Here is an 11,924-nt window from a genome sequence, read left to right on the forward strand (position 1 = left end):
CGCCCGGCACTTCGGCGTCCCGCTCCGGCTGACCAGCACCGTCACCGCGCTCGACGCCCCGCACTCCTTCGTCGACGAGCAGACCCGCGGGCCCTTCGCGACCTTCCGGCACGAGCACCGCTTCGAGCCCCACGGCTCCGGCTCCGTGATGATCGACCGGCTCGAGTACTCCGCCCCGCTCGGCGTCCTCGGGCGGATCGCGGAGCGGCTGGTGCTCGACCGGCACCTGCGGCGGCTGCTGGAGGAGCGCGGCGCGTTCCTCGCCGGACGCGACCGGTGAGGCTCCTGATCCGGACCCTGCTGACGCTCGTCGCCGTCGCCGGCGTCCTCTCGCTCGCGACGACCTCGGTCCTGTTCGCCCTGTCCTCCCTCGACACCGGCCGGGACGCCGGCGAGCTGCTCCTCCCGCTGGCCCGAGCGCTTCTGGCGACCGCCCTGACGGCGGCCGTCGGCGGGCTCCCCTACTCCGCGGGACGGGGTCGCGCGCCCTGGCCGGTCCTCTGGACCGCTTCTACGGTCTGCATCCTCGCGATCGCCTGGATCGTGGTCTCGATCGCGGCGTGGACCGACGCGGGCGACGGGACGGACGCTGTCGTCGCACTGCTGACCGTGGTGCCCGCGGCCTGCTGCTCGATCGCCGCGGTGCCGGTGACCGAGCTCGTCCTCCGGGTGGGAACGCGCAGGATCGGCGCCCGCTAGCGGATCCGTCCCCGCCGCTTGACGTTGACGCCGCGTCAACCCGTACCGTCGCTTCCATCGCCGCCGGAGTCCCCGGCGACGCGGAGACGGAGGGCGCTGTGGAGCAGGAGTGGACCGTGCACGAGGTGGCGCGGCTGGCCGGCACGACCAGCCGGACGCTGCGGCACTACGGGGCCGAGGGACTGCTCCCGGCGAGCCGGGTGGGCGCGAACGGCTACCGCTACTACGACGCCGCCGCGCTCGTGACGCTGCAGCGGATCCTGCTGCTGCGCGACCTCGGTCTCGGGCTGCCCGAGATCGGGCGGATCCTGCGGCGCGACGCGGAGCCGGTGGCCGCTCTCGAGCGGCACCTCGACGTGCTCCAGGAGGAGCGCCGACGGCTCGACCGCCGCATCCGGGCGGTCGCCGGGACGATCACCACGATGAGAGAAGGGAACGGGCCGATGGCCGAGGAGATGTTCGACGGGTTCGACCACGCGGAGCACCGTGAGGAGGTGGAGCGCCGCTGGGGTGCCCCGGCGTACGCCGACGGCGACCGCTGGTGGCGCTCGATGAGCGCGGAGGACCGCGAGCAGTGGCAGCGGAGGCAGGCGGACCTCGCCGGCGCCTGGACCGCCGCGGCGGCCAGCGGGGCGGATCCGACCGGGGAGGAGGCTCTCGCGCTCGCCGAGCGGCACCGCGCCTGGCTCGCCCAGGTGCCGGGCACGCCCCGCGACGCGTCCGGCGGCCCGAGCGACGAGTACCTGCTCGGGCTCGGCGAGATGTACGTCGACGACGAGCGGTTCTCGGCGCACTACGGCGGAGTCGCCGGCGCCCGGTTCGTCCGCGACGCGCTGCGGGCGCTCGTCGAGCGGCGGGACTGACGGGACGCCGGGGCGGGGCTGCGGGCCTCGCGGCGCCGTCGGCGCTGGAGCGCACCGGGCGCCCGCATGCCAGGATCGGTCCATGGGGATGAGCAGAGCACGGATCGCGGTCGCGGTCACGGCGCTGGCGGGCGCGCTGCTGCTGTCCGGCTGCACCGGCGGTGAGCCGGCCACCGGGCCGTCGGCACCGGCGGACGCCGCGCCGGCCACGTCGTCGGCGGCGCCCTCCTCCGAGGAGACGTCGCTCAGCGCTTTCGAGCAGCAGCTCCCCCTCTCGGGAGACTTCGTCAGCCAGCAGACCGGGACGACCGGGTCGGTGCGGATCGAGCGTCGGACGGACGGATCGACGTGGGCGGTCCTCACCGGCTTCTCGACCGGCGACGCCTCCGACCTCCGGCTGTCCCTGAAGGAGGGTGCGCTCGAGCAGGAAATCTCCGGCGACTGGGTCGACACCGCCGGCTACTCCTTCGAGATCGCCGCGCTGGATCCGGACCGTCCCGATCAGGAGATCCCGATCCCGGGCGCTGCGACAATGCCGGAGATCCGCACGCTCACCGTGATGGACTACCAGGGTCCCGACTACCCGTCGCTCGGCTCCGTCGCCCTCGCGCCGTAGGCCGCAGCGGAACGGCATGATCGCCTGATGGGACGCATCCGATTCAGCAGTCCGGGCTGGGACGAGGACACCGATCGGGGGCCTGCGCCCGACCCCGACCGTGCCCGGTACTCCCGGGACGACGGGGCGAGGTTCACCGCGATCGCACTCACCTGCCTGTCGGTCCTCCCCGCGATCGTCCTCACGGCCGCGTTCCTCCTCGTGCGGCTCCCTCCGCTCGACCGCGACGACCAGCCCGACTGGACGGCGCCGCGCGCGGAGGTCCTGGCTCCGTGGCTGCTGCTGTTCCTGCTCCCACCGCTGGTCACGGGACTGCTCGCTCGTCTGGTCGGCGGGCGGGACTCCTCCCACGGGTTCGGTCGCTCCGCCGCGGTCTGCCTCGTGGTGATGGCGCCGTTCCTCGGCCTCTCGGCCCTGTCGCTCCTCGGCTAGGCGCCGCCTCTCACGCCTGCAGGACCACCGCGCCGTAGTGGGTGCCGGCGCCCGTGCCCACCAGCAGCACCGACTCCCCCGGCTGCACGTCCGAGCGGTGCAGGGCCAGCGGGATCGCGCTGCCGATCGTGTTGCCGACCTCGCCGAGCGTGATCGTCATCCGGTCGCGGCCCCAGAGGCGGGCCATGCCCTCGAGCCCGGCCGCGCTGGTCTGGTGCGGGACCACGCGGTCGATGCCGGGGAGCCCGCTCGAGAGGCCGGGCCGCACCTCCTCGAGGAACGCCGGGAAGTGCCGCAGCGCGTCGACGAGCAGCGCCTTGCCCTGCATGTCGAAGCGGAAGTCGGCGAGCCGGTCCTGCGCCTCCTCGATCCGGATCCGCGAGCCGAAGCCGCGCAGCTCCGCGTGGCGCACACCGCTCGGGCGGGTGCGGAAGTGCGTGGCGACCAGGCCCTGGCCCGGAGTCTCGGCGCGGCCGATCACGACGGCGGCGGCCGCGTCGCCGAAGAGCAGGGCGCTCTCGGGCTGGCCCGGGTCGATGCCGCGGCTGCCGCAGTCGGTCGAGACGATGAGGACCGTGTCGGCGCGACCCGTGGCGACGAGGAACCCCGCCTCCTGCAGAGCGAAGAGGAACGACAGGCAGGTGGCGCCGACGCTGTACGCAGAGACGTCGTCCAGGCCGAGGCCCGCGGCGAGCTGCGCGCCTCCGTCCGGGATCGCCTGCAGCTGCGTGCCCGAGGCGTTGAGCACCACGTCGACCGTGTCGAGTCCGGCCGCCGCGAGCGCCCGGCGGGCGGCGAGCAGGCCGAGCTCCAGCGGGTCCTCGTCGTCGGTGACCCAGTGGCGGGTGCGCACGCCGGAGCGGCGCTCGGCCTCGTCGGCGGGCAGGCCGCAGAGCGCGGCGACCTCGGCGGTCGTGACGATCCGCTCGGGCAGCGCTTCGCCCGTGCCGAGGATGCGGAGCGGGAGGAGGTCGGGCACGCGGGCCCCTTCCTGCCCCGGGACGTGCGGAGCGAATCCCTGTATAGCGCGCCTCTGCACGTCTGCGTGCCGTGTCGGCGCGGTTTGACGGCACGGGCCCCCGCCGACACCATGGTCCCGGAGCGGGGGACGGATGGACGCGCGCGGTTTCTGGGTGGTCGTGCCCTTCCTCGACGAGGAGAAGCTGCTCGGCGGCGCCCTCGACGCGCTCGCCCGCCAGACCGATCCGGACTTCACCCTCCTGCTCGTCGACAACGGCAGCACCGACGGCTCGCGCGCCGTGATCGAGGAGTTCCGCCGCCGGTGCCCGGAGCGGCAGGTCGCCGTGATCGACGAGGCGCAGAAGGGCACGGGAGCCGCCTCCGACACCGGCTTCCGCCGCGCGATCGCCGAGGGCGCGACGGCCGTCGCCCGCACGGACGCCGACTGCCTGCCGAGCGCCGACTGGGTGGCGCGCCTCAAGGCCGACCTCCGCGGCGGCGCCCGCTTCGTCGGCGGCCGCCTGTCCCCGCGGCGGGACGAAGCCGTCTACCGCTGGTACGACGGCGTGCTCGGCACCGCGCTGATCCGCCTGATGGAGCACGCCCCGGGCGTCTTCTACCGCCGCCCCGGCCAGCGGTACCGGATGTTCATGGCCGCCGGCTGCAACCTCGCGATCGACGCCGCGCTGTACCTCCAGGTCGACGGCTTCCCGCGCTCGAGCATCGACGACACCGACGAGGACCTGGAGCTGCACCTGAAGGTCTGCCAGGTGATCGGGCGGAGCGAGGCGCTGCTCGACAAGGACGCGGTCGTGCTGATGTCGATCCGGAAGGGCAAGGCGCTCGGGTACCTGGGGATCCTGCTCTGGTACTGGGGCCGCAAGCGCGGGCTGGAGGTCGTCGATGTCCGCTGAGCGCCGGCGCCGCGTGCTGATCACCGGGGCGACGGGCTTCCTCGGCGGCTACGCGGTGCGCGAGTTCCTGGCCGCGGGCGACGACGTGCTCGCCACCGGTCGCGCCCCCGAGGCGCTGGCGCGGCTGGAGGAGGAGGGCGCCACGGTCCTCCGCGCCGACCTCGCCGAGCTGGGCGCGACGGACGTCGAGGCCGACGTGCTCGTGCACGCCGCCGCTCTCTCGAGCCCGTGGGGCACGTGGAGCGAGTTCGAGCGCGCGAACGTCGCGGGGACCGAGGCGATGATCGCGCTGGCCGAGCGCTGCGGGATCCGCCGCTTCGTCTTCGTCTCCTCGCCGAGCATCTACTCCGCCCGCCGCCACCAGTACCTGGTGCGGGAGGAGGAGGTCGACGCCGGCAGCCGGATGAGCCTCTACATCCGCAGCAAGATCGAGGCGGAGCGGCTGCTGCAGGAGGCGCACCGCGCCGGCCGGATCCCCGAGCTCGTGATCCTGCGCCCCCGCGGCCTGATCGGCGTCGGCGACCCCAGCCTCCTCCCCCGCTTCGTCGCCGCCAGTCGCCGCCGCGGCATCCCCCTCTTCGACGGCGGCCGGAACCCCGTCGACATCACCTGCGTCGAGAACGCCGCGCACGCGCTGGTGCTGGCGGCCGACGCTCCCGTGGCCGACGGCGGCGTCTACAACATCACCAACGGCGAGCCCGCTCCGCTCGGCGACCTCCTCGAGCGCTTCTTCGCCGCGATGGGCGAGGAGCCGCGCTTCATCCGGGTGGACCTGCGCGTGCTGACCGCGCTCGCCGAGATCCTGGAGCGGGTCTACCGGCTGCTGCCCGGCCGCGAGCCGCCGTTCACCCGCTACACCGTGGCGACCCTCGCCTACGCGCAGACCCTCGACATCTCGCGGGCGCGGACCGAGCTCGGCTACGAGCCGACCGTGCCGCTGGCCGAGGGCATCCGCCGGGTCGGCGAGCACCTGAGGAGGACGCGTGGCTGAGTCGTCGCTGCAGGTGATGGCGTGCGGGAGCACCGTCTTCCCGCTGTCCCGGGTGTTCCGCGGGAAGGGGCTCCCCCGCCGCGTCTTCCCCTCGAACGTCTTCGTCTACACGCACGCGAGCGGCCGGCGGGTGCTCGTGGACACGGGCTACCCGCCGACGTTCCGCGGGACAGGCCTCGTCGGACGGCTGTACGAGCGCATCCTGCCCGCGACGGTGCCGGACGACGAGACCGTCGACCAGCGGCTGCTCGCCCTCGGCCTGACCCCGGCCGACGTCGAGTTCGTGGTGCTCACGCACCTGCACCCGGACCACGTGGGCGGCGTGCGCTGGTTCCCGGACGCGACGTTCGTGCTGTCGTCGGGCCAGGTCGCCTCCGTGCGGCGGAACCGCGTGCGCGAGGGGATCTTCCGCGCGCTGCTGCCGCCGTGGTTCGCGGCCGGGATCGTGGCGGACGAGCAGCCCGCGACGACGATCAAGGGGCTGACCGGATTCGACCTGTTCGGCGACGGGTCGCTGCTCGTGGTGCCGCTCCCGGGGCATGCGCGCGGGCACCTGGGGGCGCTCGTCGAGGGGCGCGTGCTGGTGGCCGGCGACGCGGCGTGGGGGCGGGAGTTCCTCGGCTGGTCCGGGCGCCTGCGCCGGCTGCCGCGGTTCATCAGCGACGACGCGCGGGCGCACGAGCGGACGTCCGAGTTGCTCGAGCGTGTGGAGGCGGAGGGCGTGCGGCTGTGCTTCTCGCACGACGCGTATCCGGAGGGGGACGTGCGGCTGGGTGGGGCGGCGGCGCGAGGTGAACAGCGTGACCTCGGCTTCGACGGTGAAAAGTCCCGTCTCCGATAGGCGGGAGGCGGGTTCAGGCGGTCCCCGTCGGATCGACTGTTCGAGTGTCCCGAGGGAGGGACGCGGGAGTGTTCCTCAAGACATCACGACCGTCGAGGATCCGTGGACGCGCGAGACAATCGGTCTCAGAGGCGCTGACCTCGAGGAACATCGAACAGGCCGACGTCCTCACGCCAGCTCCCGCCGACGGGAACTTCGTAGCGGACGATCATGACGGTCCATGTCGCCGGATCAACGGCCGAAGGTGGTGGCATCAACTGCTCGTAGCTCGAGGACTCAAAATGGAAGCATGCAGAAAGTTCACCTCGAGAGCCGCAGCGGCTTCTATCCTTGCGGCGCAACCAGCCCACACCAGACGTCAAGCGTTCTCGATGAGGTGACATGTCACCTTTGCCGCATCAGAGCTGAGTGGATAGCCGATCCCGAGAACCAACGAAAGCTCGCGGAGGGTCGCGCTCGGCTCGGTCGTCTAACCGCTCCCGACTAGGGCCAAGCCGCCCGCCAGCTGCAGGCTGACCGCAAGACGGCGTGCAAAAAGTAGGGGTATCCCGCCAGCAAGGTTGAGCGTCCAGCTACTGATCGAGGACTCTGGAACGCTCTCCACGCACATGGGATTACTCGCTTGCGGACACGAAGGGCGGCGGCTACTCAGCGCGAACACCGCTCAGACACCTGCCCCGGAAGCGAGACCTGGGCCGCTCACCCGTCCGGTGGTAGCTGGCAGATCCGACTGCAGTTCAACAGCTAAGCCGCCGCGACGAGGGACGACTCACATTCGGTCTGGACTCGTCCCACCGGTCGGGTCACCAGAATCGATCAGCTCTGGACGCTCAGCTCGACGGAGGTGACCGCCTAATCGTTCCATCCGATAGGGGCTCGAACCGGCCGGTCGAGCTTCCCGACACCGGCCCCGTCGCCTGGCATGGCATGGAATGGAATGGCATCGAACGAAGTCTGCGAGACGCTGCAAACCGTTCTGGCGGGGACTTCTGACGACCAAGACGTCAACCTCGATGGTTGGTGGACTCCAGCTACGGATTCCTCGTCCGTGAGCTGTCACCGGAAATTCAGCGGCCGACGGCGGGACGGCTCGCGTCGTACCCTCTCGTCCATGACGGACTACGCTCGACCGGCTGTCGCGGACCGCGTCTTCATCGGCGAGGACGGCCGACCCATCCCCTACGGCACTCGCTGGCTGGGTGAGTCGCCTCCGGACGAGAGCTACTCCGTCACGAGCGATCTCGAGCGTTTCCAGCCGCTGCACACCGTCGCGGACGCCCTGCTCGAGCACCTCGAGCGCACCTACGACGTCACGGTCGAGGACGACCCGGCCCTGGCCTCACGAGACGAAGCGGAGATCTCCTGGGCCGCCCGCGCCGTCCGCGTGACGCCGCGGGCGGTCGACGCCGCACCTCTGACGATCGTCTGGACCGTCTTCCCCGGCGTCCTCCTCCACGCCGGAGCACTGCACCGCTTCAACTACCCCGTCTGCGGATGCGACGCCTGCGACGACGAATGGACCGCCCTCGCGGACGACCTCGAGCGCAGCGTCTTCGACGTCGTCGCGGGCCGCTACGAGGAGAGCATCGCCGCCGGCAAGGACGGCATCATCGTCGGCTACCGCATCGGGAGCGGCAGTGAGCTCGGCTGGTCGAGCGGCTACAGCAACGACGTGGGGGTGCATCACAGGATCGGCCACGACGGGCAGCAGCTGACCGCGCCCTTCAGTCGAGTGTGGGAGGCCTGGCCGGAACGCTGACGCCGCGGCCGGCAGACTCTCGCGAGGTCATCGACCCTGTCCGAGGAGTGACGCGCCTGCCGCCTCGGGCCGCGAGATCTCGAGTTCCGATGCTCGACCAGCCTCTAGCGGTCGTCAGCGGGGCAGATCCTCGTAGGGGACGCGGCGGCTCAGCCAGGCGAGCAGACCGGCGGCGAGCGCCGCGATCGCCGCAGGGATGAGCAGCAGCCAGAGGGCCGAGGTCACGGCGACGAGGACGAGCGCCGCCGCGGCGACGCCGGCGCCGATCGCGAAGTTCCAGCGCACGTCCGTCGCCACTCCGCCCTCCGGTCGCGCCCACAGCACGACGAGGGCCGTCGCGATCGGCCCGAGCAGCAGCCCCAGCACGAACCAGCGCCAGCGCGAGCGGCCCTTCTGCTCGGCCAGACCGGCGGTGACGATCGCGAGTCCGAACCAGATCCAACCGGAGTCCTGGGTGAGTGTCATGCGTGGAGCCTAGGGCGCGGGCAGGATCGCCCCGGAGAGGTCGCCGGTCGGGAGCGTGGGCCCGTCGCCCGCGTCTCCCGCCCAGCGGTCCCCGGCACGGCGCCGAATTCCTCCGCTACCCGGGCACCACCACGACGGCGACGCCGACGACGAGGCCCAGCACGAGAGCCACCGAGCCGAACCCGATCAGGAGGGCGAACGTCAGCGGACGGGTCTCGCGGAAGCTCATCGTCCCGGGGATCAGCTCGTTGATCTCGGCGGGGCCGAGCGTCTTCTCCGCGACGGGCGGCGCCTCGATCTTCCGCCGACGAGCGGCTCCGGTCAGGCGCGCCCACACGCTCCGGCTACCGGTGTGCACGCCACGCGCCGCCGGCGAGAGCGGTGTCGTCACGGCGGCGACGACGGCCCGCAGATCCTCGAGCTCCCAGTCCGCCCCGCGGAGCCGCAGCGACCGGCTTCCGTCCGACAAGAACAGGATGAGCGACGGCGGCAGATCGATCCCCTCACTGTTGGGGCCGGCGGGCACCCATGCGAGCAGCGCCTTCACCGACGGGTCGGCCCGCTCGAAGGTCACGACCCTGCCTCGAGCGTCCGTGCACTCGATCGCCCGGTCCGAGATCCGGAGCGACGCGGTGGCGAGGAACCGCCGATTGCGGAGCGCCAGCACTCCGACGATCACCAGAGCCACCACGGTGGCGAAGCCGAACAGCCCGAGGTAAACGGCCAGCGCCGCACCGCGGTCGTCGGCGACCACGACTCCCCAGACGCTCCCCGCCAGCAGGACCAGCGCGGGGAGGACGGCGACGGGCCTCAGCCGTCGCGACTCGTTCTTCTGCCGGGCCCTCGAGGGCCGGAACTCGCGAACCGGCTCCGAGCGGTCCGTCCGTCGCCGCTCCATCAGGCGGACGCGACGGACGGAGAGCCGGTGCGGACGCGGTTCCGAAGAGGGTCGTCGAGACTGCGGCGCATGGCGTCAGGGTAGCGGTGGCGCTCCGTCGGGCCGCGCTCGCGACCGAGCCTCCGCGTGGTTCCAGCATCACGCGATCCTCTCGTGTCCTACCTCTTCTTCGATGCCCCTCGCCCAGTCACCGGAGGGTGAGCGGACGCGGCGCGCCTGTCGGTCCGCGCGGGATGTCACCGCACGACAGGTCGACCTCTCCCGAGGTGCTGCCGCCGAGCACGATCATCCGAGCGAGGGCGCGTCCGGGTCGACAGACTGGGCTGGTGTCCTCACCGACGACGATCCGAGCAGTGCCGACCTCGGCCCGCCGTGAAGAGACGCGCCTCAGGTTCCGTCGCGCGGAGATCAGGGGAGCGCGAGGCCTCGCGGCCGTCCCCGGCGATCGGCCTCCTCAGGACGTCGCGTGCAGGACCGCGCACTCGACGCACGCGCGACGCCGGGCGCGGCGGCAGCCCGCCGGGGGCCGAGCGCCCTGACGCGACTCCCGCGCCGCCGGCCACACGACGCCCCCACTCGACGCCCACGTACCCACTCCAGACAGGACACGCCATGACCTTCTCCCTCTCCCACCCGGCGAGCCGCTGGGCTCTCGACCACATGCCCCTCACCGCGCAGGCGGTCCGGGAGCTCGCTCCGGTGCTCTCCGGGAAGAAGCTGGCGATCTGCCTCCACGTCGAGCCCAAGACCGCCGCCCTCGTGTCGCTCCTCGTCGAGGCCGGAATGGACATCGCTCTGACGGGCTCGCCCGGAACCACGAAGGACGACGTCGCCGACGACCTCCGCGCCCTCGGCGTGCACGTGCACACGAAGCAGAGCGACGGCGAGGCGGAGCACCTCCGCAACATCGAGAAGGTGCTCGAGCACGATCCCGATCTCACCCTCGACAACGGCGCCGACCTGACTCTCCGGCTCATCAACTCGGGCGTCCCGGACCACTACCTCGGCGGCACCGAGGAGACCACCACCGGCGGCATCCGCCTGCGGGAGAACAGCGCGACCCTCCCGCGACCGGTCGTCGTCATCAACGACTCGCCCCTCAAGCTGATCGTCGAGAACGAGTACGGGGTCGGCCAGAGCGTCGTCCAGGGCTTCATGAACGCCACGAACCTCATGATCCCGGGCACCCGCGCCGCGGTCATCGGCTACGGCCCGTGCGGGCGCGGGGTCGCCGACACCCTCTCGCAGCTCGGAGCGCGGGTCTCCGTCGCCGACGTCGACCCGATCCGCTCGCTGCAGGCGATCCTCCGCGGCCACCGCGTCGGACCCGTCGCCGACGTCCTCTCGGACGCGCAGTTCGTCTTCACCGCCACCGGAGCACCCGGCGTCATCGGCGCGGCGGAGATCGACGCCTTCGCCGACGGCGCCGTGATCGCGGGCGTCGGCCACTTCCCGTGGGAGATCGACGAGGACGCCCTCGCGGCCGCCACGGAGTCGACCACCGAGTTCGCCGACGGCCAGCGCCGGCAGGGCATCCGCCTGAAGAACGGCAAGCGGATCGTCCGCCTCGAGAACGGCCGGATGATCAACCTCACGGCGGCCGGCGGCAACCCGATCCAGGCGATGGACCTCGGCCTGACCCTTCAGGCACGGAGCCTCGCCGCCGTCGTCACCGCGGACCTCGACGCCGCCGTGCAGCCCGTCCCAGCCGACGTCGAGCACCGCATCGCGACCGACCTCGTGGCCCTCCTCAGCCGCTGAGGGGCGAGCGGCGGGTCCTCGGCGGCGATCCGCGGGGCGGCGGCGCCGCACCTCAGAAGACGGCGATCGGATTGACCGGAACGCCGGTGAGCCCGAGCAGGCGCGGTGGGGCCACGCTGAGCAGGAACGACCAGCGGGACAGCTCGGCGCAGACCACGGCGAGCTGCTCCACGTCCGCACTGTCGATGAGGGGCATGCCCAGCCGTGCGAGCGCGACCATGTGCATCGGCATCTCGGGATCGTGAGGGGGGAAGCTGTCGCCGACGTCCCCCGCGTAGAGCGCTACGCCCCGCTCGTGCATCCAGGTCACGGCGTCGACGGTCATGCCGGGGGCCTGCTCCTCCGAGTCCCAGGAGAAGCCCCACCCGCTGCGGACGACGAGCGCGTCGCCGGACTGCAGGGGGACGCCTCCCCGGCGCTCGGCCGCGTCGAGGTCGATGTCCGAGGTCCTCGACGGCATGGAGCGGCGAGGGCTGATCGAGCGTGTCGGAGTCCGCGGGAAGGGCCGACGCACACCCATCCGTACGACCGCCGACGGGGAGCGCGTCCTCACCGCGGCGCGCGCGGTCGCGCTCGCGACCAACGACCTCAGTGACGTCGGCCTGAGCGCCCCCGCCGCCCAGCAGCTGAACGACCTCCTGCTCACCGTCATCCGGAACGCCGAGGAGCCGACGGGAGCCGGGTTCGGGTCCTGACGAGGTCGAAGCCGGGCTTCGGAGCATCGC

General features: G+C 72.5%; 14 protein-coding genes and 1 pseudogene. 11 read left to right on the top strand and 4 right to left on the bottom strand.

The genetic code is table 11. The features are described 5' to 3' along the window. The 5 genes and pseudogenes from C5D09_RS17635 to C5D09_RS16365 all read left to right on the top strand — a co-directional run. Positions 1-280 (top strand): annotated as a pseudogene (locus C5D09_RS17635) (cyclase); the annotation flags it as partial. Beyond that, complete coding sequence (locus C5D09_RS16345; protein ID WP_104269777.1) at positions 277-699, top strand: hypothetical protein; 423 nt, start codon at positions 277-279, stop codon at positions 697-699. The pseudogene C5D09_RS17635 and the gene C5D09_RS16345, both read left to right, overlap by 4 nt. Positions 700-797: 98 nt before the next feature. Beyond that, the gene (locus tag C5D09_RS16350; RefSeq protein WP_104269778.1) at positions 798-1,562 is read left to right on the top strand and encodes a TipAS antibiotic-recognition domain-containing protein; all 765 of its coding nucleotides are present in this window, start codon (positions 798-800) and stop codon (positions 1,560-1,562) included. 88 nt (positions 1,563-1,650) lie between these two features. Further along, positions 1,651-2,178: a hypothetical protein gene (locus tag C5D09_RS17290; protein ID WP_146085664.1), complete on the top strand. Its 528-nt coding sequence runs from the start codon at positions 1,651-1,653 to the stop codon at positions 2,176-2,178. A 27-nt stretch (positions 2,179-2,205) separates the two neighbouring features. Then, complete coding sequence (locus C5D09_RS16365; RefSeq protein ID WP_104269781.1) at positions 2,206-2,610, top strand: hypothetical protein; 405 nt, start codon at positions 2,206-2,208, stop codon at positions 2,608-2,610. Positions 2,611-2,620: 10 nt separating this feature from the next. Here the strand turns inward: C5D09_RS16365 and C5D09_RS16370 are convergent, their stop codons facing one another. Continuing rightward, positions 2,621-3,589, bottom strand: coding sequence for a 3-oxoacyl-ACP synthase III family protein (locus C5D09_RS16370; protein WP_104269782.1), 969 nt, complete (start codon positions 3,587-3,589; stop codon positions 2,621-2,623). A gap of 133 nt (positions 3,590-3,722) precedes the next feature. Between C5D09_RS16370 and C5D09_RS16375 the strand changes: the two genes are divergently transcribed. The 4 genes from C5D09_RS16375 (at position 3,723) to C5D09_RS16390 (ending at position 8,075) form a co-directional block, all read left to right on the top strand. Next, positions 3,723-4,484, top strand: a complete 762-nt coding sequence (locus C5D09_RS16375; RefSeq protein WP_104269783.1) for a glycosyltransferase — start codon at positions 3,723-3,725, stop codon at positions 4,482-4,484. Continuing rightward, on the top strand, positions 4,474-5,475 hold the full coding sequence (locus C5D09_RS16380) for an NAD(P)-dependent oxidoreductase (protein ID WP_104269784.1): 1,002 nt from the start codon (positions 4,474-4,476) through the stop codon (positions 5,473-5,475). Before C5D09_RS16375 ends, C5D09_RS16380 begins: the two co-directional genes overlap by 11 nt. Then, positions 5,468-6,316: an MBL fold metallo-hydrolase gene (locus C5D09_RS16385; protein ID WP_104269785.1), complete on the top strand. Its 849-nt coding sequence runs from the start codon at positions 5,468-5,470 to the stop codon at positions 6,314-6,316. The genes C5D09_RS16380 and C5D09_RS16385 overlap by 8 nt, the downstream gene beginning before the upstream one ends. A gap of 1,111 nt (positions 6,317-7,427) precedes the next feature. Next, positions 7,428-8,075 carry a DUF6226 family protein gene (locus tag C5D09_RS16390; RefSeq protein ID WP_104224913.1) on the top strand — a complete coding sequence of 216 codons (648 nt, stop codon included), beginning with the start codon at positions 7,428-7,430 and terminating at the stop codon, positions 8,073-8,075. A gap of 114 nt (positions 8,076-8,189) precedes the next feature. On the opposite strand, the gene C5D09_RS16395 is transcribed toward C5D09_RS16390, so the two are convergent. Then, complete coding sequence (locus C5D09_RS16395) at positions 8,190-8,540, bottom strand: hypothetical protein (protein ID WP_104224914.1); 351 nt, start codon at positions 8,538-8,540, stop codon at positions 8,190-8,192. A gap of 115 nt (positions 8,541-8,655) precedes the next feature. Continuing rightward, positions 8,656-9,438: a hypothetical protein gene (locus tag C5D09_RS16400; protein ID WP_104269786.1), complete on the bottom strand. Its 783-nt coding sequence runs from the start codon at positions 9,436-9,438 to the stop codon at positions 8,656-8,658. 612 nt (positions 9,439-10,050) lie between these two features. Between C5D09_RS16400 and C5D09_RS16405 the strand changes: the two genes are divergently transcribed. Then, a complete protein-coding gene (locus C5D09_RS16405) occupies positions 10,051-11,199 on the top strand; it encodes an adenosylhomocysteinase (protein ID WP_104269787.1) in 1,149 nt (382 codons plus the stop codon). 52 nt (positions 11,200-11,251) lie between these two features. Here the strand turns inward: C5D09_RS16405 and C5D09_RS17760 are convergent, their stop codons facing one another. Beyond that, positions 11,252-11,659, bottom strand: a complete 408-nt coding sequence (locus C5D09_RS17760; RefSeq protein WP_219813086.1) for a cyclase family protein — start codon at positions 11,657-11,659, stop codon at positions 11,252-11,254. Here C5D09_RS17760 and C5D09_RS17765 point away from each other — a divergent pair. Beyond that, positions 11,637-11,894: a hypothetical protein gene (locus C5D09_RS17765; RefSeq protein WP_219813087.1), complete on the top strand. Its 258-nt coding sequence runs from the start codon at positions 11,637-11,639 to the stop codon at positions 11,892-11,894. The genes C5D09_RS17760 and C5D09_RS17765 overlap by 23 nt on opposite strands. Positions 11,895-11,924 lie beyond the last annotated feature (30 nt).

It is taken from the genome of Rathayibacter sp. AY1C9 (assembly GCF_002932315.1).
Taxonomy (GTDB): Bacteria; Actinomycetota; Actinomycetes; order Actinomycetales; family Microbacteriaceae; genus Rathayibacter.

Coding starts and splice junctions, on each gene's coding strand:
- C5D09_RS17290 (WP_146085664.1), top strand. CDS start 1,651: ATGAGCAGAGCACGGATCGCGGTCGCGGTCACGGCGCTGGCGGGCGCG.
- C5D09_RS17765 (WP_219813087.1), top strand. CDS start 11,637: ATGTCCGAGGTCCTCGACGGCATGGAGCGGCGAGGGCTGATCGAGCGT.
- C5D09_RS16390 (WP_104224913.1), top strand. CDS start 7,428: ATGACGGACTACGCTCGACCGGCTGTCGCGGACCGCGTCTTCATCGGC.
- C5D09_RS16405 (WP_104269787.1), top strand. CDS start 10,051: ATGACCTTCTCCCTCTCCCACCCGGCGAGCCGCTGGGCTCTCGACCAC.
- C5D09_RS16400 (WP_104269786.1), bottom strand. CDS start 9,438: ATGGAGCGGCGACGGACGGACCGCTCGGAGCCGGTTCGCGAGTTCCGG.
- C5D09_RS16380 (WP_104269784.1), top strand. CDS start 4,474: ATGTCCGCTGAGCGCCGGCGCCGCGTGCTGATCACCGGGGCGACGGGC.
- C5D09_RS16395 (WP_104224914.1), bottom strand. CDS start 8,540: ATGACACTCACCCAGGACTCCGGTTGGATCTGGTTCGGACTCGCGATC.
- C5D09_RS16365 (WP_104269781.1), top strand. CDS start 2,206: ATGGGACGCATCCGATTCAGCAGTCCGGGCTGGGACGAGGACACCGAT.
- C5D09_RS17760 (WP_219813086.1), bottom strand. CDS start 11,659: ATGCCGTCGAGGACCTCGGACATCGACCTCGACGCGGCCGAGCGCCGG.
- C5D09_RS16375 (WP_104269783.1), top strand. CDS start 3,723: ATGGACGCGCGCGGTTTCTGGGTGGTCGTGCCCTTCCTCGACGAGGAG.